This is a genomic window from Allobosea sp. AK1, from assembly GCF_006714945.1.
In the GTDB taxonomy this organism is placed as follows: Bacteria; Pseudomonadota; Alphaproteobacteria; order Rhizobiales; family Beijerinckiaceae; genus Allobosea; species Allobosea robiniae.
The window spans coordinates 622,766-639,618 of the sequence record NZ_VFMG01000001.1; the positions used below are offsets into that span (position 1 = coordinate 622,766).

Genomic DNA, 16,853 nt, shown 5'->3' on the forward strand with positions numbered 1-16,853 from the left:
AGTGAGGAGGTCATGCCGCCTCCGGCCAAAGGTCGGGGCGGAGCTGCTGGCGGGGGATGCCTACGGCGGCCTCAATCTTGACGGCCATCTCCGCAGAGACCCGCCCGACCCTCTTGGCTTTGTTGATCGCGACCTGCGAGCACCCGACACGCTCGGCAAGCTTCGCTTCCGAGCCAGCAAGCGCGATTGCGCGGACGAGGAGGTCATGAGCGTTCATGCCGCCTTTCTAAAACCTAGGTTCTTACTTGTCAAGAACTACAGTTTTAGAGACGCGCGCGATAACTCCGGTTATTTTCCACTCATGACGCTTGGCCAGAAAATCCGCGCTCGACGGGAAGAGATGAACCTCTCGCAAGCCGACCTCGGCAAACGGATCGGCATCTCGCAGGTGTCGATCGACAAGATCGAGAGCGGAAAGACCCTCAAGAGCAAGTATCTACCGGAGGTACTTTCGATCCTCGGGATGCCGCTCGATCTGATCTCGGCGACCGTCGGACGCGGAGCAGCACCAGCGCAATCTACGGTATCGGCCGTAGATCTGGGCGAGCTGGTCCCGGTGAAGATCGCCGGCAAGGCTAAGGCCGGCGAATTCATCTCGATCGAGGATCTCGGCGACTGGGAAGAGCCCGAGGAATTCCTCGACACCCGTGATCCGCGATTCCCGCACGCTCGGCATCTCGGGTTCGAGGTCGAAGGCGACAGCATGAACGCGCTGAAGCCGCGGCCGATTCAGGACGGCGACCGCCTATCCGCCCTCGCCTACGAGGACATCGCTGACCGCTTCCCGCTGCGCGACGGCATGATCGTCGTGGTCCAGCGCACCCGGCACGGCGGCCACGAGCGCGAATGGTCAGTGAAGCAACTCGAGATCTACGAGGACCGGATGGAGTTTCACCCCCGGTCTACGAACCCGCGGCATAAGCCGATCATCATAAAGCGCGACAGCCTGGCAGACGACGGCGTTACCGTAGAGATCATCGCCATCGTCCGGCGCCTGGTGGCAGAGTTCAATTTATAAGCGCGAGCGCCACCATTTTCGAGCGAAGGCACATGCCCATGAAATCGTATCTGCATTCCACAATGGATTGGAATCTCGGCAGCGACAGGACAGACAACCACCCCTGCCAAGTGCGAGTTGGCGACGCCGAGTTGGTGGTTAGCTATACCCACCTTGGCGACAGGCACCTCTGGAAAGGCACATCGCAGGACGGCAAGACCTACGAAGTCCTCCATGTTGGGAACCCCGCAGACGAAGCCAGACTGATCCGCACAAGCGATAGCACGCTTGAGGGCCCATGGATCGAGGCGGGCCGGACCGGGAACTGGCTTATTGATCTGGAAGATGAGCCGTGATCACCATTACCAAGATAGCGTGACGGTGGAAATTATCGCCATCGTTTGGCGACTGGTGGCCGAGTTCAATATCTAGCCCCGCCCTACTGGAAGAAATCCATCTGGGCAGGATCGCCCTTCTTGGGGATGGCCTCAGGTGCGCTCCTTGTCGGCGGTCCAGGCTCGAACCTGCCCGGCCGGCGGGAACAGGCTGAATTCGGTCGCCTCGGGCAACCCCTTGCACCAGTCCCTCATGCCGCGATCTCCTCGCACTTCCAGACCGTGACGGCGATCAGGCGGCCGATGAAACTGTCGCAGCCGTCGCAGGTGTAGCGGACGTTCTGCAGGAAGGCGCTGTCGAGCAGCTCTTCCACGTCATAGGGCGCATCATCCACGTCTGGGACATCGAGGCGCTTGAACACGTTCCGTTGGCAGTTAGTGCAGCGGTAGTGGAGCTTGAAGCTCGCGCGAATTCCGACGCCTTCCGGCATGGCCTGATACTCCGAACTCTGGTTGCGTTGCCCTGTCGTAGCAGCCTCTTTGTTCTGCTTACGTTCTCATCATGGGCATGCACTTCAAAAGGAGTCGAGAGGCGAATCGGAACTTCCTGACACGTCCTGTCAGTGTGTTTTTAAAAACATAGGTTATTGACAACAGCCAAAACGCAAGTTATTAAACTCTCCATCAACGGAGAGACGCCATGTCGCCTTCCATCGCAGAAATCCCAGCCGACGCGACCATCAGGCGGTTGCAGATGGCGGCCCGCCGCATTGCTGACGGCATCTTCGAAGCGCTCGGGCCGGATCGTTCGGCGGGCTATGAGATCACGCCGCTCGAAGGCCCCGGCATCGGCTCCTTCGAGCGCGCCCAGCACTGCCAGTCCGAGATTGGCCGCATCCAGCGCGAGGACCGCGAGAACACCTTCGCGAAGTGCCTCGCCTCGCTGGACCGTTCGCTCGCCGGCATCGCGGCATCGGACGACATCACCCGTTACCTCACCGCTGCGGAGTAAGCCGACATGACGCCTGTCGAGATCAAAGCCGCGCTCGCCGAAATCCAGGCCGAGGGCTCCAAGAATGCCTACATCAGCGTGAGCATCGCCATCTCTGGCAGCCGAGACGGCTCGGCGGTGATGGCTTCGTTCTATCCCGGCGACCTCACCGGTGGCCATCACATCTCCGCCAAAGGCGAGGGTTTCGAAGAGGCTATCGCGAAACTGCGCGCCGAGTGGGACAACGCCAAGGCCCTCGCGGACAAGAACACCATCCGCAAGATGGCACTCGCGATCATCGAGATCACCGGAGATCAGGGCGAGTGCTCGGATGCGGCACTGCGCGGCGCCGGCTTCCATCAGCCGCAGATCGACCGCATCGGCTCGCTGGCGTGCGCTGAGGCAACCCGCCTCGCTGCCGGCGGCCCGTTCTCGATCGTCTCGACGATCGGCGCGAACGCGGAGGCCGCGTGATGCCCCGCACCCACTTCCAAGATTTCGATCGTGACGACGAAAGCCCGGTCACTATCGAATACACCGCCAGCGGCGGTTGTTCGGCTCACATGGGCTCGATGACCTACGCCGGCCACCCCGGCGAGCCGCCCGAGATCGAGATCGTCAAGGCGTTCAACGAGGCCGGGCCCGTCACTCTGACGCAGGCCGAAGACGAGCGCATGTGCCTCTGGCTCGCTGAAAACCACGAAGACGACGAGCCCGACTACGACGATTGGAGGGACTGATGACGCGCGTGCTCCACATTCCTGCCCGCTCCCGCGAGATCGCTCTTAAGGTCGCCTATGCGGTCGAGGCCGGCCGCGTTCCGTGCCTCGGCCAGTATCTGGACGAGGGCCGCGCCCGGTACTCCGCCGAGGCTCTGACCAAGCTCCACCACGAGCCTCATCAGGCGTTCTGCATCGTCCTCGAAACCCGCACGGTGGATGACGGCCGCATTCCGGTCGCCCGCATCATCGACGGCATCGGCAGCCTTGCGGCCGCGCTCATGATCGTCGTCGGCGGATCGTACCTCACCGGCTGGGGGAGCATCATCTGATGGATCGCTGCACCTTCTGGATGGTCTACGGACTGCATCAGAGCGCTCCGACTGTCCGCCACAAGAGCGAAGACAGTGCCCTGAACGAAGCCGAGCGTCTGGCCCGACTTCACCCCAGCATCACGTTCTTCGTGCTGGAGGCCACGCACCGTGTCCGCAAGCGAGACGTGCTCGTCGAGGCGCTTGGCGCTCGTTGCTACGCGCCATCTCGCGAGGACGATGACGGGATTCCATTCTAATGACCCGCTCCACAGCCCGCCACATCCTCGCAACTTTCGCCGCTTGGCGCGAGCGCCGCCGTGCCGCGAAGGCTGCAACCGCCCTCGCCCGTCGTATCGCCGCCGCCAATCCGGAGATTGTGAGCCTGCAGGCAAAGATCGCCGAGCACGCCCGGCGCCACCGGAAGGTCGAGCCGTTGCGCGGCCAGCTTCGCAACCTCGTCAACGCCCAGCTCGCGAAGGAGCAGGGCCGCTCTCTCCCCGAAAGGATCGCGTCATGAATGCGCATAGCGACGTCGCGAAGGTTCAGCGCGAGCTGGAAGCCGCCAAGGTGCTCCGCGAGCAGATTGCCGACCTTGCCCAGGGCGACGAGGAGTTCATCCGCGACACGCTAGAAGGCGAGTTGGATTTCGAGGGAATAGTCCGGCAGCTGCTCGGCGACGTCGGCATGGATGAGGCGCTGGCGGAAGGCCTGAAAGCCTATGGCGAAGACCTCTCCGCCCGCCGCGAGCGGCTGGCCAACCGGGCCAAGCTCAAGCGGTCCCTGATCTGCACGGCGCTGGAGATCGCCGGGCGCAAGACGATGGAGCTCGACGTCGGCACCGTCACGCTCTCGGCCGTGAAGCCGAAGGCGATCGTCACGGAAGAGGCCGATATCCCGGCCGAGTTCTTCAAGCCGCAGCCGCCGAAGCTGGATCAGACCGCGCTCTCCGCTGCACTCCGCGAGGGCCGCGAGGTCAAGGGCGCCACGCTGTCGAACGGCGGTTCCACCATCCGCATTTTGAGGAAGTGACGATGAACGCTGTCGTTCCCCTTCGCACGCCCGATTTCAGCAACGCGCAGCTCGCGCTGATCCGCAAGACAGTGGCCGCGGACACCAACCAGGACGAATTCGAGCTGTTCGTCCATACCGCCCGGCACCTGCGGCTCGATCCGCTCCGCCGGCAGATCTATGCGTTCGTCTACAACAAGAACGACGCGAAGAAGCGCCGGATGTCGATCATCACCGGCATCGACGGCTTCCGCACGATTGCGGAGCGCACCGGCAACTATCGGCCGGACGAGGACGAGCCGTCATTCGAGATCGACGCGGCAGCCAAGGGGCAGGCGAACCCCGCCGGCATCATCAAGGCCACGGTCCGCGTCTTCAAGCACTCGCACGGCGCCTGGCACAAGGTGACGGCCTCAGCCTATTGGGAGGAGTATGCCCCGCTCAAGGAAGGCTGGACCGAGACTGTTCAGGTCGAAAACGGCACCTGGCCGGATGGCAACCCCAAATTCATCACGAAGCCGGCGCCGGGGGCGACCCGCACCCTGTCGCTCGACACGTCCGGCCAGTGGGGGAAGATGCCCCGCGTCATGCTGGCGAAGGTCGCCGAGGCGCTGGCGTTGCGCAAGGCGTGGCCTGACGATTTCAGCAACGTCTACGCTGCCGAGGAGGTTGATCGCAGCCGCGCGGCCGACATGACCGCATGGGAGGCGGCCGAGGCGGGCGCGACCGAGAAGCGACTCGCCGCGATCGGCCAAGGCGAGACCATCCTCTTCCAGTTCGATCCGACTGGGTCTCTAGAGCCCGTACCACTCGGCAAGATTGCCGACCGCGTGGCCGAGTTCGTCGAGCGCCACCGCGAAGAGGTTTCGGCGATTGGGCTATTCGAAAGCCGCAACCGCCACAGCCTCCGCGACTTCTGGGCTCGCTCGCCGAGCGATGCTCTGGAAGTGAAGAAGCTGATCGAAGGCGCCATGCGCGGCGCCGAGCAGGTGGCGTGATGAACGCCCCTCTTCCCTTCCGCTGGACCGGCGAGGTGATGGAGCCGCTGCGCTCCTTCGCCAAGCGATGCGATGCCGAGTTCACGGTCGGCGAGGTCTACAACCTCGAAGCTATCGAGCAGCGCTCGGCGAAGTCGCACGCCCATTTCTTCGCGTCGGTGACCGAGGCTTGGCAGAACCTGCCCGAGAACCTCGTCGAGCAGTTTGAAACGAGCGAGCATCTTCGCAGGTGGTGCCTGATCCGCGCCGGCTATGCCGAGCACCGGAACATCGTCGCCGCCAGCAAGGCCGAGGCCCAGCGCATCGCCGTCTTCGTGAAGCCGATGGACAGCTATGCGGTCGTCACCGTCCGCGACAGCGTCGTCACCGTCTACACGGCCGAGAGCCAGTCCATGAAGGCGATGGGCAAGCAACGGTTCCAGGACAGCAAAACGGCCGTCCTCGAACTGCTCGCCGCGATGATCGGGACGGACCCGGTCGAGCTCGGAAGGGCTGCGGCGTGAAGCGCTACATTGCGTTCTGCACGGCGTCAGCGGTCGCAGTGCTCCTATACGAGAGCGTCCAATGGTTCCGGCCTGAAGACTATGCCCTTGCGGCCGAACGCTGGTGGTTCACGACCGGTGGCGCCGTCTGTTGGATCATTGGCCGGGGTGACGCCCGATGACTCGGCGCTCGCTCTCGACCCGCGATCGGCTCCGCATCTTCACCCTGCACGGCGGCATCTGCCACCTGTGCGGCGGCAAGGTGCAGGCCGGCGAGGCATGGGAGGTTTCGCACGACACGCCTCTTGAACTCGGCGGCGCCGACGACGACGAGAACCGAAAGCCGGCGCATCGGAAGTGCCACCGAGCGCACACGGCCGCCTGGACCTCCCGAACATCGCCAAAGCCAAGCGGCGCGAGGCGCGGCACATGGGCGCGAAAGCTCCCTCTGCTCGCCCCCTGCCCGGCTCCAAGGCCTCTCCGTGGAAACAGAAGCTCTCTGGCGAATGGGTGAGACGATGACCGACTACGACCACATCGCCGCTGCCGTCATCTTCCTGCTGATCGTCGGCGGGCTGATCTGGCGCGCGCTTGATCGCCGCATCTACGGTGCCGACCCGCAGGCGCAGCCGCATGGCGACATTCCGGGGCCATCCAAATGAAGGATGCCGCAACCAATACCTCGGGGCACCTTCGCTTCGCCTATCCCTCTTTCCCGTTGAGGGTTTCGGCGGCTGCCGGCGTGTCGCTCAAACCTCCTCCCAGTGGAGAGCCGGCAGCTCCGCCGCGGCTGTATCTCTATCGCTGGGATCGCTGCGGCCGAAAAGGCCAGCGCTGCCGTGTCTTCGCACGCGGAACCATGAACTCCGTCGGCCTCGTCTTCGAAGATGGCTACCGCATGGTCTCTTCGGGCAACGCGCTGAGGAGGGCATAGCCATGGCGCGCGCTCTCCCGGCTCGATACCCGCTTCACGGCGCGTGGCCGGAGATGATGCGCGCCGACATGGCTGCTGCGTTCTTCGATCGAAGGGACACCAAGGATCTCGCGACGGCTGTCGTTCGCGGAGAGATTCCGCCACCATGCGGGTCGATCGGGACGGGTAAGGCGAAGGAGCCGGTCTGGACCCGATCCTACTGCCTCGCCTTCATCGGCAGGCGGTACGATGCCGGCGCCGCCGAGCGCGCCGTGTCCGAAGACCTGGCTGACATGGTGTGATGATGAAGATCAGGACGAAGCCCAGATACACGAACCGGAAGTGGCTGAGCGGCCAGCGCCGCTGGGCCTGGTACTTCACGGTGCCGTCATGGGCCCGCGAGCGCGGCTGCCCGATGAAGGATGTTCCTCTCGGCACCGAGCGCGACGCAGCGTGGGATCACGCCGAAGACGTTGTCCTTCCTCAGTTCGATTCCTGGCGCACGGCCGGCATGAGCGACCTTGCCGAGGTTCGCGGCGCCGTCGGGTCCTTCGACTGGCTGATCACGCTCTACAAGAACCACAAGAGCTACAAGGATCTGAGCGACGGCCAGAAGCGCAATCACGAGCGCGGCTTCAGCATGGTTGCCGACTATGTGCTGACGAAGGGTGCTCGCAAGGGCGCGCGGGTCGGAACGCAGCCCGTCGTCGACATCACTACGAAGATGGTGGATGCGCTCTTCGAGGCGCTCCTGACCGTCACGGAGACAGATGACGAAGGGAACGAGGTCACGCGGGAGCGGAAGACCACGACCAATACCGCAATGAAGTCCTGCCGGCGCGCATGGAACATCGCTTATCGTGCGGAGCCAGGCATCGTTCCGAAGGACAACCCCTTCTCCCGCATGGGCCTGAACGAGTCCTCCACGCCGAATACGGATGCGACTTTCGAGCAGTTGAAGGCCTTTGTCGCACAGGCGGACAAGGAGAAGCGCTCATCGCTGGGCACCGCAGCCATGATCCCCTGGGAGTGGCTGCAGCGAGGGGAACATATCTTCCGCTCCTTCGAGGTGGCGCACTACCGGCCGAAAGAGCGGCCCGACGATGTTCGAATCGTTCACCCGAAGACCGGCAAGGAGGTTTGGTGGCCGCTCTTCGATCCCGAGCAGACCGAGCGCGTGCCGCTCTTCCCCGAGCTCATGGCCCGGCTCGACGCCATCAAGCGCGAGCGCATCGGCGGGCTGATGCTCGTCCGCGACTGGAAGGACGACAAGAAGGGGCGCCCGCTACCCTGGCCGACCGGAAAGAAGGGCGACCTCACCTACATGCGCCACGAGGTGAAGCGGATCGCCAAGGCGGCCGGGCTGCCGGAGGCAATCACGTTCACGTCGTTCCGACACGGCGGCCTGACCGAGACGGGCGACGCCGACATGACTGATCGCGAGATCCTCGCTCAGTCGGCGCAGACCTCTGCAAAGGTGCTCCCGCGCTATGTCAAAAAGACCATGAAGCAGGTCGCCAACGGCGCCCGGAAACGCCGAGCCGTGAGAACGGACAGCGGTCAAAAGTCAGAATGACCAGCAGTATACGTGTCAGAACGCCCCCGAGAACAAAGAGGAATTCATGAACAAAAACAATGGCGAGCCCGGCTGGATTCGAACCAGCGACCAGCAGCTTAGAAGGCTGCTGCTCTATCCATCTGAGCTACGGGCCCGAAAGCGAGGATGTCCCCTCGCCTGTCGGCTTCAATGCGTCCACTGACCGACGCGCGAGAATTTGAAATTATCGGAATAGGACAGTGAACGGCGCTTGGCCTCGTTCGGCTGCTCGACGCGATAGGCGATGCCGTTGCGCGTGGCATAGGCGACGGCTTCGGCCTCGCTGTCGAACCAGAGCTTGAGCTGGCTCTTCATGTCCGACGACGAGGTCCAGCCCATCAGAGGCTCGATCTGGCGCGGCGCCTCCGGCTCGTATTCGAGCAGCCAGCGCTCGGTCTTGGCCGTGCCGGACTGCATGGCCGTGCGGGCCGGGCGATAGATGCGTGCGGTCATGAAAGCGCTCTGCCGTCACCAAAATCCCTGCAGCCCGACATCGGGCTGCCGCATGACGTTTCCAGTGGTCGGGGCACCAGGATTCGAACCTGGGACCCTCTGCTCCCAAAGCAGATGCGCTACCGGGCTGCGCTATACCCCGACGGCACTCGAAACGTTGCGGTTCGCTATCATGCCACAGGCGCAACCCGCAAGCGAAAGCCAACCGCAAGGCACTCCGCTTGTGCAGGGACGTGCCGCTGGGAGGCTCAGCGCTTGAACAGGGCGTGCTCGACCTTGTCGCCCGGCTTGATGCCGAGCTGCTTGCTGACGCCGCCATTGATCTCCAACACGGAGAGCACCGGCTCGCCCGAGGGAATCGTCCGCGTCGAGAGCGGCTCGGTGCGCTCGGCGATGCGCGCGATCGTGCCGTCCGCCCGGATGAACAGCATGTCGAGCGAGATGTAGGTATTCTGCATCCACATCGCCACCGGCTCGCTCACTGCGAAATCGAACAGCATGCCGCGGTCAGTCGGCATGTAATTGCGGAACATCAGGCCCTTCGCCCGTTGATCCGGCGTGCGCATCACCTCGACCTGGAAGGCATGGCGCGTGCCGCCGCTGACGATGACGAGTGATTCGAGGCCCGCAGCTCCGGCCGCGGCCGGCTGGCCCTGCGCCTGCAATCCGGCAGGAGCCAGTGCGATCAGCGCCAGCGCGAGGGCGGCGAGAGCGGTTCTGACGGCATGCATCGCTTTGGACTCCGTGGCGGCCATGGCCCGCATGCTCTAGAAGCGGCCGATGGCAAATCTTCGGCAGATGGCCGCCTTCGCCGCCTTTCGGTCAAGCCTTTCGTCATCATATGAATGCGGGATGCCACGCGGCGTCCCCTGACGGCTTTCTTTCGTCATCCGCTTGCGGCAGTTTCGCCGGGCTATTGAAGCAGGAGATATCCATGATCGTTGCGCGCCCTCGTCGGACGACGCACCTTGCCGGCACGGCCCTGGTGGCTGTCCTGATGTCCTTCGCCTCCTCCGCCTGGGCCGCCGATTTCCAGCTCGACAATGTCAGGATCGACCTCGGCAAGCTCGTGATCAACGCGCCGAAGATCGCGATCAAGGGCTCGACGCTGGAAAAGGACGCCTTCCTGGCGCTGTTCACCGGCGCCTCCGCCAGCGAATCCGCTTCGGCCAGGGCTGCACGCCTGAACGCCGCCGAGATCAGCGCGCCGGAACTTTCGCTGGAACAGACGGTCGGCGACCAGAAGCAGACCACGGTCTATCGCGACATCCGCCTGACCGATATCCGCGAGGGCAAGATCGGCCATGGCGAATCGGCGAGCGCCAGCATCACCGCCGACGGCGCTGCCACGGGCCCGATGAAGGGCGAATTGAAGCGCACCGCCTTCGACGCCTTCGACCTGCGCCAGATCACGCGCGTGCTGACCGAGAAGGCCGCGCCCGGCGCCAGCGAGGCGATGCTTCCGGTCATCGGGAATTTCGAGCAGGACGGCTACAACCTGGACATGGGCAAGGCCGGCAAGATGTCGCTCGGCAAGACGACGGCGCGCGGCTTTGCCGCCAGGGTCGGCCCCGAGCCGCTCCTCGACGTGGTCTCGCGACTGGCCAAGGCGAGCGAGGAAGTCGAGCGCAAGCAGGACGACAAGGAGACCGACGCCGACAAGCCGCCGGCCAAGACCGAGGCCGAACGGCAGCTCGGCCTTTCGATGCTCGCGCTCTTCGACATGTTCGAATACGGCAGCGGCGAGGCCCGCGATCTCGTCATGACCGTGAGCCCGCCGCCGAAGGCCAGCGCCAAGGTCGACGCGGTCGACATGCGGATCGCCCGCATGGCCTTCGGCGAGAACACCCCGGCGAAATCCGGCTTCGCCATGGAAGGCTTCCAGTTCCGCTCGGGCGAAGCCAAGGGCGGCATCGATTCGATCGCCTATTCCGGCTTCGCCTTCGGCTCCGTCATCCGCGAGTTGCGGGCGGCGCTGGCCGAACCGGACAAGCCGATGGACGAGATCGATTTCCGCCGCTTCATCCCGACGCTCGGCACGGTGCGCCTCGCCGGCATCTCGATCGACGCACCGGCAATCATCACCGGCAAGGAGCCGGTCAAGATCTCGCTCGGCACCTTCGAGATCAAGGCGGGCGAGCAGCTCAACGGCATCCCGACCAGCCTCGCGCTGACGATCGACAAACTCGTCACTCCGGTCTCCGAGGCGACCGGCAACCCAGCGGCCAAGGACATGATCGCGATGGGTATCCGCTCGCTCGACCTGTCGGCCAAGCTCGATCTCGCCTGGGAAGCGGCGAAGAACGAGATCGCCATCCGCACGCTCTCCTTCGGCAGCGCCGGCCTTGCCCAGATCGAGGCCTCCGGCACGCTCGGCAACGTCACCAAGGACCTGTTCGCCAGCGACCTCGCCCTCGCCCAGGTGGCAGCGCTCGGCGCCACCGCCCGCAACCTGCAGGTCAAGCTGCAGAATTTCGGGCTGGTCGAGAAGCTGATCGAGAACGAGGCGCGCAAGTCCAAGCGCAAGGTCGAGGACGTCCGCCAGCAATTCACGATGGTCGCGAGCCTCGGGCTGGCCGCCATTCTCGGCCCCTCCGACGGAGCCAAGGCCGTGGCAGGCGCCGCCTCCCGCTTCGTCGCCAAGCCCGGCACCCTGACGGTCTCCGCCAACGCCAAGTCGGCGACGGGGCTGGGCCTTGCGGACGTCATCACCATGACGGAGCCGACGGAGATCTTCGAGAAGATCGATCTCAAGGCCGATGCGCAGTGAAGAACAGGGTGTGATCACGCCCGAGGACAGCGACTGGCGTCCGTCAGGCCTTCAGGCCTGGTGGGCAGGCCTGCCGCAGGTTCCCCGCGGCTGGCTGCGCAAGCGGCTGAACCCCGACAACCAGACCCGGCTGCACCTCGCGAAGCTCGTCGCGCGGCGGCCGGGGCAATTCACCATCTGCCCCTATACCTATGGCCGCCCGAAGGTGCGCTTCCCCGAGAGCGGCGCCCGGCTCGTGATCGGGCGCTACGGCTCGATCGCGGATAGCGTCGAGATCCTGCTCGGCGGCAATCACCGGCTCGATTGGGCGACGACCTACCCCTTCCCTGCTTTGCCTCGCCTCTGGCCTCCCGCTGCCGGGATGACTGGCCATGACACGACCCGCGGCGATGTCGTCATCGGCCACGATGTCTGGCTCGGCTCGCAATGCATGGTGATGTCCGGCGTCACCATCGGTCATGGCGCCGTGGTGGCGGCGCGCGCGGTCGTCACGCGCGACGTGCCGCCCTATGCGATCGTCGCCGGAAACCCGGCACGGGTCGTCAGGTTGCGCTTCGACGAGGCCCGGATCGCATCCTTGCTCGAAACCGCCTGGTGGAACCGTCCCCGCGCCGAGATCGAGCGGCTAATCCCGTTGCTGCTGTCCGAGCGGGTCGACGAGCTGCTGGAAGCGCTCAGGACGCGCCCATCAATCGGCGCTTGAGCCCCAGCGCCGGCTTCTCGATCAGGTACCAGGACAGCGCCGCGACGACGACCGTCGCCGCCAGCGAGGGCCAGAGCAGCGCCACCGCGCCGAGCGACGGGGAGAGCGCGTGCAGGGCCTGCTGCACCGGCCAGCCATAAAGATAGACGCCATAGGAGAGATCGGCCGCTGGCTCGACCGAGCGCCGCGTCAGGGCCGGCGCCAGCGCCAGCACGAGGACGCCCCAGGCCGTGACGAGATAGAGCGCCGCCTTGTAGAGCGGCGTGAAGGACAGGGGTACCAACGCCAAGAGAGCCACAGCCAGCAGCGGCAGCGAAAGCGGCACCTTCTCGCGATAGAGATAGGCTACGCCACCGGCGAGGAAGATCAGCGGCAGGCGCAAAGCCGTCTCGGTGCCTTTGGACCCATGCGGCGCCATAACCTCGCGCAGGACGACGGCGAGGGTCAGCGCCAGCATTGCGGCCAGCGCGAGACGCGGGCGGGCCAGAAGCCCGGCGAGGCCGGCAGCCAGCACGCCGAGATAGCACAAAGTCTCGTATTTCAGCGTCCACACCGTTCCCAGCGGAAACGGCAGCGGGTTGCTCTCGAAGACGCCCGGCAAGGCTGCCGCGCTTTTGAAGGTGGTCAGCGTGCCCGTGATGAAGCGCCACAAACGCGGGTCGCTGAAATAGGCAGATCGGTCGAGCGTCGTCATCAGCCCGCCCAGCACGAGCGCCACGACCAGCGTCGCCGCGATCAGCCCGGGCGCGATTCGCAGAAAGCGCGCGACGACATAGTCGCGCCAGCCGCGCCGGACGAAGCTCATCGTCACCAGGAAGCCGGAGATCGCGAAGAAGCCGTTGACGGCGTGCTCGCCCAGCGTGAACCCGGTGGTCTGGAACCAGGGCTCCTGCTCCACCCGCCCATCGGTCACGCTGAAGGCATGCGACACGACAACGGCAAGCGCCATCACCAGCCGGAGCAGCCCGAAATTGTTATGCGGATTGGCGAGCGCCTCTGCGACCGTGGGCCGGCTCATGGCATTTCCCTCAGCCCTTCATGCGCCAATGCCGTCACGCCGCGCCGCCAGGCACGGGCGCCGGCAGCCGAGCCCGCATGCGCGAACATCTTCTCGCGCCTGAGCAGCAGCCCGTAGCCCGCAGCCTTGCCGATATTCTCCAGCAGGCGGATCGGCCGCGGCCCGGCCAGCCCGTATTTCCGGGCGATGTAATGCTCGGACCAGGCAAGGTGCCAGCGCGCCTTGAAGCGCCGTTGCGGCGACGGCGCCGTCGAACGGCCCCGGCCATGCCGCGCCTCCGCTTCATGAACATGGACGAGGGCATGGCCGGCATCGCGCATGCGCCGGCACAAGTCGTCATCCTCATAGAACAGGAAGATCGCCGGATCGAAGCCGCCGAGCGTGATGAACAGCTCCCGCCGGATCAGCAGGCAGGCGCCCGACAGGAAAGGCAGGCAGGCATCGCCCTCCGGGATCGCCATCGTGCCGGAGCGATTGAGATGCGGTGGCGAGAGCAGCGAGCGCGGCTGCAGGAAGATGCGCCCCGAAGGCTCGACGATACGCGGCGCCAGCATCCCGGCATCGGGATAGCGCTCCGCCCCCGCCAGCAACGCCGTAGCGGCGCCGCGCCCGAGTTCGAGATCTGGATTGACGATCAGCACATAGGGCGTCTCGGCTGCCGCGACGCCGATATTGTTGGCCCGGCCATAGCCCTCGTTGCGGGCATTCGCGATCACCCGCGCGCCCTTCGCCGCGGCGATCGCGCGGCTATCGTCCCCGCTGGCATTGTCGACGACGATAGCCCCCACGCCCTCCCCGGCCAGCGCATCAAGGCAGGCGGGCAGGACCTCGGCGCTGTCATAGCTGACGACGATGGCGGTGATGGCGGCGGCGGGCATTGCGGCCTTGTGGCCATGTCGCGGTGCTCGAAGCAAGCGATTTCAGCGGCGGGCGAGCGTACCGATCTCGCCCTTGATCCGCTCGCGCTCGGCACTCTCGCAGCGATGCGGCGCCTTGTAGGACTTCACGGCGTAGCCGGCATTGGCCGCGATGAAGCGTTGCCGATCCCGTCCGTCGAGCCGCGCGATGATGCGGTGGCGATCGACACGCAGGCCGCAATCATAGGCGCGCGAGACTGTCGCGGCGGCATACTCCACCGTGCCCGGCATCGGCCCGGCAACCGTGCAGGCGCCGAGCGCCGCAAGCAGAACCGCCGCCGCGGCGGGTTTCAGGATCGAAGGCATCGGCATCGCGGGGCTCAGAGCGTGTTGAAATCCCCGGCCCGGATGCGGCCCATCCGTGCCTTCAGTTCTGCCCGCTCTTCGGCCGTGCAGGCCTGCGGTCGCACACCCTGATTGACCATCTCGGCCTCGGAGACGCCGATATAGGCCGCGCGCGCCGCCGCGATCTGCTGATCGTCGGCGCCGCGCGCTTTTTCAGCCGCGAGGAAGCGGTCGAGCGTCGTGCGCTGCGGCGAGCCCGCCTTGCAGGTGATGGCGCGCGACACCGTCGTCGCCAGCGCCGAAGCACGCCCGCTGCTGCTCTCGCCATGGGCGACGCAGGCGCCGAGCAGCGGCGTCAGGAGGCAGGCGAGCGAGAGGGCTCGCCCGGCAGGCAGGGAAGGCATGGGGTCAGCCGTTCTTCTCGGGCGGATTGACGCGCAGATGCGCCTCGCGCAGTTGCTTGGGCGAGGCTTCCGCCGGGGCGCCCATCAGGAGATCGACGGCCTGCTGGTTCATCGGGAACAGAGCGACCTCGCGCAGGTTCGTGGCGCCAGCCAGCAGCATGATGATGCGGTCGACGCCGGCCGCCATGCCGCCATGCGGCGGCGCGCCGTACTGGAAGGCGCGATACATGCCGCCGAAGCGCTCGATCACCGTCTCCTCGCCATAGCCGGCGATCTCGAACGCCTTCACCATCGCCTCGGGGCGATGGTTGCGGATGCCGCCGGAGGCGAGTTCGAAGCCGTTGCAGGCGATGTCGTACTGGAAGGCCTTGAGCGAGAGCGGATCTTCCTCGTTGAGCGCCTTCAGGCCGCCCTGCGGCATCGAGAAGGGGTTGTGCGAGAAATCGACCTTCTTCTCGTCCTCGTTGTACTCGAACATCGGGAAGTCGACGATCCAGGCGAAGGCATAGGCGTTCTCGTCGATCAGCCCGAGATCCTGCCCAACCTTGTTGCGAGCGCTGCCGGCGAACTTGTAGAACTTGTCCGGATCGCCCGCGACGAAGAAGCAGGCATCGCCGCCCTTCAGCCCCATCTGCTTGATGATCGCGGCGACGCGCTCCGGGCCGATATTGTTGGCGATCGGCCCCTGGCCCTCGCCGTCTTCCTTGACCATCAGGTAGCCGAGGCCCGGCTGTCCCTCGCCCTGCGCCCAGGAGTTCATCCGGTCGCAGAAGGCGCGCGAGCCACCTTTGGGGCCAGGGATAGCCCAGACGCGGTTCTTCTCGCCTTCGAGAATGCGCGCGAAGACCTTGAAGCCAGAGCCGCGGAAAGGCTCGGAGACGTCCTGCATGATCAGTGGGTTGCGCAGGTCCGGCTTGTCGGAGCCGTATTTGGCGATCGCCTCGGCATAGGGAATGCGCGGCCAGTTGCGGGCGACCGTCTTGCCTTCGGCGAACTCCTCGAAGACGCCGGTGATGACCGGCTCCATCGTCGCGAACACGTCCTCCTGCTCGACGAAGCTCATCTCGACGTCGAGCTGGTAGAACTCGCCCGGCAGACGGTCGGCGCGCGGGTCCTCGTCGCGGAAGCAGGGCGCGATCTGGAAGTAGCGGTCGAAGCCCGCCATCATCAGGAGCTGCTTGTACTGCTGCGGCGCCTGCGGCAGCGCGTAGAACTTGCCGGCATGCAGGCGGCTCGGCACCAGGAAGTCGCGCGCGCCTTCCGGCGAGGAGGCCGTCAGGATCGGCGTCTGGAACTCGGAGAAGCCCGAATCCTTCATGCGGCGGCGCATCGAGTCGATGACCTTCGTACGCAGCATGATGTTGTTGTGCAGCTTCTCGCGACGCAGGTCGAGGAAGCGGTACTTGAGGCGGGTATCCTCGGGATATTCGAGATCGCCGAAAACCGGCAGCGGCAGTTCCGCCGACGGGCCGAGCACCTCGATCGCCGTCGCGAAGACCTCGACCGCACCGGTCGGCAGGTTGGCGTTCTCGGTGCCTTCGAGGCGGGCCTTGACCTTGCCGTCGATGCGCACGACCCATTCCGAGCGCAGCGTCTCGGCATCCGCGAAGGCCGGCGAATCAGGATCGATCACCACCTGTGTCATGCCGTAATGGTCGCGCAGATCGATGAAGAGCACGCCGCCATGGTCGCGGATGCGATGGCACCAGCCGGACAGGCGCACATTCTGGCCGATATCGCTGTCACGGAGTGCGCCACAGGTATGGGAACGATAGCGATGCAGGGTCACGGGATCGGTCTTTCGGAAATACGTCAAAGGCCGGTCCGTAGGACCAGCCGCAGCTTGCGGCTAAGCACACGCGCGCGCCCGAAATGTCAAGAACGGCCGCGACATCCGGTAGGCGCACTGCTAGCCTCGCATAGAGGTATCCGGACAGCGCGTGGAAGGG

Annotated in this window: 26 protein-coding genes and 2 tRNA genes; 17 read left to right on the plus strand and 11 right to left on the minus strand. The window is 65.3% G+C overall.

Features of this window, described 5'->3' with window-relative positions:
• Nucleotides 1-10: 10 nt before the first annotated feature.
• Nucleotides 11-217, minus strand: a complete 207-nt coding sequence (locus tag FHT98_RS03280; protein WP_142112417.1) for a transcriptional regulator — start codon at nt 215-217, stop codon at nt 11-13.
• Between FHT98_RS03280 and FHT98_RS03285 the strand changes: the two genes are divergently transcribed.
• Both FHT98_RS03285 and FHT98_RS03290 read left to right on the plus strand, forming a co-directional pair.
• Entirely contained in the window at nt 206-1,018 is an 813-nt protein-coding gene (locus tag FHT98_RS03285; protein ID WP_248309133.1) for an XRE family transcriptional regulator, read from the plus strand. The two genes, FHT98_RS03280 and FHT98_RS03285, sit on opposite strands and share 12 nt — an antisense overlap.
• Nucleotides 1,019-1,056: 38 nt before the next feature.
• A complete protein-coding gene (locus FHT98_RS03290) occupies nt 1,057-1,353 on the plus strand; it encodes a hypothetical protein (RefSeq protein ID WP_142112419.1) in 297 nt (98 codons plus the stop codon).
• A gap of 230 nt (nt 1,354-1,583) precedes the next feature.
• On the opposite strand, the gene FHT98_RS03295 is transcribed toward FHT98_RS03290, so the two are convergent.
• Nucleotides 1,584-1,823 (minus strand): hypothetical protein, encoded by a 240-nt coding sequence (locus FHT98_RS03295; protein WP_142112421.1) that lies wholly within the window; start codon nt 1,821-1,823, stop codon nt 1,584-1,586.
• 209 nt (nt 1,824-2,032) lie between these two features.
• On the opposite strand from FHT98_RS03295, the gene FHT98_RS03300 reads away from it, so the two are divergent.
• The 13 genes from FHT98_RS03300 to FHT98_RS03350 all read left to right on the plus strand — a co-directional run bounded on the left by FHT98_RS03300 (nt 2,033) and on the right by FHT98_RS03350 (nt 8,333).
• On the plus strand, nt 2,033-2,344 hold the full coding sequence (locus FHT98_RS03300) for a hypothetical protein (RefSeq protein WP_142112423.1): 312 nt from the start codon (nt 2,033-2,035) through the stop codon (nt 2,342-2,344).
• Between the two features lie 6 nt (nt 2,345-2,350).
• Nucleotides 2,351-2,797 carry a hypothetical protein gene (locus FHT98_RS03305; RefSeq protein ID WP_142112426.1) on the plus strand — a complete coding sequence of 149 codons (447 nt, stop codon included), beginning with the start codon at nt 2,351-2,353 and terminating at the stop codon, nt 2,795-2,797.
• Nucleotides 2,797-3,063, plus strand: coding sequence for a hypothetical protein (locus tag FHT98_RS03310; protein WP_142112428.1), 267 nt, complete (start codon nt 2,797-2,799; stop codon nt 3,061-3,063). The genes FHT98_RS03305 and FHT98_RS03310 overlap by 1 nt, the downstream gene beginning before the upstream one ends.
• Nucleotides 3,063-3,374 (plus strand): hypothetical protein, encoded by a 312-nt coding sequence (locus FHT98_RS03315; protein WP_142112430.1) that lies wholly within the window; start codon nt 3,063-3,065, stop codon nt 3,372-3,374. The genes FHT98_RS03310 and FHT98_RS03315 overlap by 1 nt, the downstream gene beginning before the upstream one ends.
• On the plus strand, nt 3,374-3,613 hold the full coding sequence (locus FHT98_RS03320) for a hypothetical protein (protein WP_142112432.1): 240 nt from the start codon (nt 3,374-3,376) through the stop codon (nt 3,611-3,613). Before FHT98_RS03315 ends, FHT98_RS03320 begins: the two co-directional genes overlap by 1 nt.
• Entirely contained in the window at nt 3,613-3,873 is a 261-nt protein-coding gene (locus FHT98_RS26120; RefSeq protein WP_185745061.1) for a hypothetical protein, read from the plus strand. Before FHT98_RS03320 ends, FHT98_RS26120 begins: the two co-directional genes overlap by 1 nt.
• A complete protein-coding gene (locus tag FHT98_RS03325) occupies nt 3,870-4,385 on the plus strand; it encodes a siphovirus Gp157 family protein (RefSeq protein ID WP_185745062.1) in 516 nt (171 codons plus the stop codon). The genes FHT98_RS26120 and FHT98_RS03325 overlap by 4 nt, the downstream gene beginning before the upstream one ends.
• Nucleotides 4,386-4,387: 2 nt before the next feature.
• Nucleotides 4,388-5,362, plus strand: a complete 975-nt coding sequence (gene bet, locus FHT98_RS03330; protein ID WP_142112436.1) for a phage recombination protein Bet — start codon at nt 4,388-4,390, stop codon at nt 5,360-5,362.
• Nucleotides 5,362-5,865 carry a hypothetical protein gene (locus tag FHT98_RS03335; RefSeq protein ID WP_142112438.1) on the plus strand — a complete coding sequence of 168 codons (504 nt, stop codon included), beginning with the start codon at nt 5,362-5,364 and terminating at the stop codon, nt 5,863-5,865. Before bet ends, FHT98_RS03335 begins: the two co-directional genes overlap by 1 nt.
• Nucleotides 5,866-6,022: 157 nt before the next feature.
• Nucleotides 6,023-6,358, plus strand: coding sequence for an HNH endonuclease signature motif containing protein (locus tag FHT98_RS26790; RefSeq protein ID WP_142112440.1), 336 nt, complete (start codon nt 6,023-6,025; stop codon nt 6,356-6,358).
• Complete coding sequence (locus FHT98_RS26125) at nt 6,351-6,506, plus strand: hypothetical protein (RefSeq protein WP_185745063.1); 156 nt, start codon at nt 6,351-6,353, stop codon at nt 6,504-6,506. Before FHT98_RS26790 ends, FHT98_RS26125 begins: the two co-directional genes overlap by 8 nt.
• A gap of 274 nt (nt 6,507-6,780) precedes the next feature.
• On the plus strand, nt 6,781-7,059 hold the full coding sequence (locus tag FHT98_RS03345; RefSeq protein ID WP_142112443.1) for a hypothetical protein: 279 nt from the start codon (nt 6,781-6,783) through the stop codon (nt 7,057-7,059).
• Nucleotides 7,059-8,333, plus strand: a complete 1,275-nt coding sequence (locus FHT98_RS03350; RefSeq protein WP_142112445.1) for a hypothetical protein — start codon at nt 7,059-7,061, stop codon at nt 8,331-8,333. The genes FHT98_RS03345 and FHT98_RS03350 overlap by 1 nt, the downstream gene beginning before the upstream one ends.
• Nucleotides 8,334-8,393: 60 nt before the next feature.
• Here FHT98_RS03350 and FHT98_RS03355 read toward each other — a convergent pair.
• The 4 genes from FHT98_RS03355 to FHT98_RS03370 form a co-directional block, all read right to left on the minus strand.
• Nucleotides 8,394-8,470, minus strand: a tRNA-Arg gene (locus tag FHT98_RS03355).
• A 31-nt stretch (nt 8,471-8,501) separates the two neighbouring features.
• Nucleotides 8,502-8,807: an ETC complex I subunit gene (locus tag FHT98_RS03360; RefSeq protein ID WP_061966904.1), complete on the minus strand. Its 306-nt coding sequence runs from the start codon at nt 8,805-8,807 to the stop codon at nt 8,502-8,504.
• Nucleotides 8,808-8,872: 65 nt separating this feature from the next.
• A tRNA-Pro gene (locus FHT98_RS03365) sits at nt 8,873-8,949 on the minus strand.
• A 106-nt stretch (nt 8,950-9,055) separates the two neighbouring features.
• A complete protein-coding gene (locus FHT98_RS03370; protein ID WP_185745064.1) occupies nt 9,056-9,538 on the minus strand; it encodes a DUF192 domain-containing protein in 483 nt (160 codons plus the stop codon).
• A 203-nt stretch (nt 9,539-9,741) separates the two neighbouring features.
• On the opposite strand from FHT98_RS03370, the gene FHT98_RS03375 reads away from it, so the two are divergent.
• A complete protein-coding gene (locus FHT98_RS03375) occupies nt 9,742-11,577 on the plus strand; it encodes a hypothetical protein (RefSeq protein ID WP_091856537.1) in 1,836 nt (611 codons plus the stop codon).
• Nucleotides 11,567-12,280, plus strand: a complete 714-nt coding sequence (locus tag FHT98_RS03380; protein WP_142112449.1) for a CatB-related O-acetyltransferase — start codon at nt 11,567-11,569, stop codon at nt 12,278-12,280. The genes FHT98_RS03375 and FHT98_RS03380 overlap by 11 nt, the downstream gene beginning before the upstream one ends.
• Here the strand turns inward: FHT98_RS03380 and FHT98_RS03385 are convergent.
• From FHT98_RS03385 to aspS, 5 genes are read right to left on the minus strand one after another with little or no spacing between them, the layout of a single operon-like run.
• On the minus strand, nt 12,252-13,298 hold the full coding sequence (locus FHT98_RS03385) for an acyltransferase family protein (RefSeq protein ID WP_142112451.1): 1,047 nt from the start codon (nt 13,296-13,298) through the stop codon (nt 12,252-12,254). The genes FHT98_RS03380 and FHT98_RS03385 overlap by 29 nt on opposite strands.
• Nucleotides 13,295-14,176 (minus strand): glycosyltransferase family 2 protein, encoded by an 882-nt coding sequence (locus FHT98_RS03390; RefSeq protein WP_142112453.1) that lies wholly within the window; start codon nt 14,174-14,176, stop codon nt 13,295-13,297. Before FHT98_RS03390 ends, FHT98_RS03385 begins: the two co-directional genes overlap by 4 nt.
• A gap of 42 nt (nt 14,177-14,218) precedes the next feature.
• Nucleotides 14,219-14,527: a hypothetical protein gene (locus tag FHT98_RS03395; protein ID WP_142112455.1), complete on the minus strand. Its 309-nt coding sequence runs from the start codon at nt 14,525-14,527 to the stop codon at nt 14,219-14,221.
• Between the two features lie 8 nt (nt 14,528-14,535).
• The gene (locus FHT98_RS03400) at nt 14,536-14,904 is read right to left on the minus strand and encodes a hypothetical protein (RefSeq protein ID WP_061966898.1); all 369 of its coding nucleotides are present in this window, start codon (nt 14,902-14,904) and stop codon (nt 14,536-14,538) included.
• 4 nt (nt 14,905-14,908) lie between these two features.
• Nucleotides 14,909-16,687 carry an aspartate--tRNA ligase gene (aspS, locus tag FHT98_RS03405; RefSeq protein ID WP_091856677.1) on the minus strand — a complete coding sequence of 593 codons (1,779 nt, stop codon included), beginning with the start codon at nt 16,685-16,687 and terminating at the stop codon, nt 14,909-14,911.
• Between the last annotated feature and the right edge of the window lie 166 nt (nt 16,688-16,853).

Bases quoted from the DNA above. Each gene is read 5' to 3' on its own strand.
- FHT98_RS03285 (WP_248309133.1), top strand. From the start codon at position 206: ATGAGCGTTCATGCCGCCTTTCTAAAACCTAGGTTCTTACTTGTCAAG.
- FHT98_RS03280 (WP_142112417.1), bottom strand. From the start codon at position 217: ATGAACGCTCATGACCTCCTCGTCCGCGCAATCGCGCTTGCTGGCTCG.
- FHT98_RS03290 (WP_142112419.1), top strand. From the start codon at position 1,057: ATGAAATCGTATCTGCATTCCACAATGGATTGGAATCTCGGCAGCGAC.
- FHT98_RS03295 (WP_142112421.1), bottom strand. From the start codon at position 1,823: ATGCCGGAAGGCGTCGGAATTCGCGCGAGCTTCAAGCTCCACTACCGC.
- FHT98_RS03300 (WP_142112423.1), top strand. From the start codon at position 2,033: ATGTCGCCTTCCATCGCAGAAATCCCAGCCGACGCGACCATCAGGCGG.
- FHT98_RS03305 (WP_142112426.1), top strand. From the start codon at position 2,351: ATGACGCCTGTCGAGATCAAAGCCGCGCTCGCCGAAATCCAGGCCGAG.
- FHT98_RS03310 (WP_142112428.1), top strand. From the start codon at position 2,797: ATGCCCCGCACCCACTTCCAAGATTTCGATCGTGACGACGAAAGCCCG.
- FHT98_RS03315 (WP_142112430.1), top strand. From the start codon at position 3,063: ATGACGCGCGTGCTCCACATTCCTGCCCGCTCCCGCGAGATCGCTCTT.
- FHT98_RS03320 (WP_142112432.1), top strand. From the start codon at position 3,374: ATGGATCGCTGCACCTTCTGGATGGTCTACGGACTGCATCAGAGCGCT.
- FHT98_RS26120 (WP_185745061.1), top strand. From the start codon at position 3,613: ATGACCCGCTCCACAGCCCGCCACATCCTCGCAACTTTCGCCGCTTGG.
- FHT98_RS03325 (WP_185745062.1), top strand. From the start codon at position 3,870: ATGAATGCGCATAGCGACGTCGCGAAGGTTCAGCGCGAGCTGGAAGCC.
- bet (WP_142112436.1), top strand. From the start codon at position 4,388: ATGAACGCTGTCGTTCCCCTTCGCACGCCCGATTTCAGCAACGCGCAG.
- FHT98_RS03335 (WP_142112438.1), top strand. From the start codon at position 5,362: ATGAACGCCCCTCTTCCCTTCCGCTGGACCGGCGAGGTGATGGAGCCG.
- FHT98_RS26790 (WP_142112440.1), top strand. From the start codon at position 6,023: ATGACTCGGCGCTCGCTCTCGACCCGCGATCGGCTCCGCATCTTCACC.
- FHT98_RS26125 (WP_185745063.1), top strand. From the start codon at position 6,351: ATGGGTGAGACGATGACCGACTACGACCACATCGCCGCTGCCGTCATC.
- FHT98_RS03345 (WP_142112443.1), top strand. From the start codon at position 6,781: ATGGCGCGCGCTCTCCCGGCTCGATACCCGCTTCACGGCGCGTGGCCG.
- FHT98_RS03350 (WP_142112445.1), top strand. From the start codon at position 7,059: ATGATGAAGATCAGGACGAAGCCCAGATACACGAACCGGAAGTGGCTG.
- FHT98_RS03360 (WP_061966904.1), bottom strand. From the start codon at position 8,807: ATGACCGCACGCATCTATCGCCCGGCCCGCACGGCCATGCAGTCCGGC.
- FHT98_RS03370 (WP_185745064.1), bottom strand. From the start codon at position 9,538: ATGCATGCCGTCAGAACCGCTCTCGCCGCCCTCGCGCTGGCGCTGATC.
- FHT98_RS03375 (WP_091856537.1), top strand. From the start codon at position 9,742: ATGATCGTTGCGCGCCCTCGTCGGACGACGCACCTTGCCGGCACGGCC.
- FHT98_RS03380 (WP_142112449.1), top strand. From the start codon at position 11,567: ATGCGCAGTGAAGAACAGGGTGTGATCACGCCCGAGGACAGCGACTGG.
- FHT98_RS03385 (WP_142112451.1), bottom strand. From the start codon at position 13,298: ATGAGCCGGCCCACGGTCGCAGAGGCGCTCGCCAATCCGCATAACAAT.
- FHT98_RS03390 (WP_142112453.1), bottom strand. From the start codon at position 14,176: ATGCCCGCCGCCGCCATCACCGCCATCGTCGTCAGCTATGACAGCGCC.
- FHT98_RS03395 (WP_142112455.1), bottom strand. From the start codon at position 14,527: ATGCCGATGCCTTCGATCCTGAAACCCGCCGCGGCGGCGGTTCTGCTT.
- FHT98_RS03400 (WP_061966898.1), bottom strand. From the start codon at position 14,904: ATGCCTTCCCTGCCTGCCGGGCGAGCCCTCTCGCTCGCCTGCCTCCTG.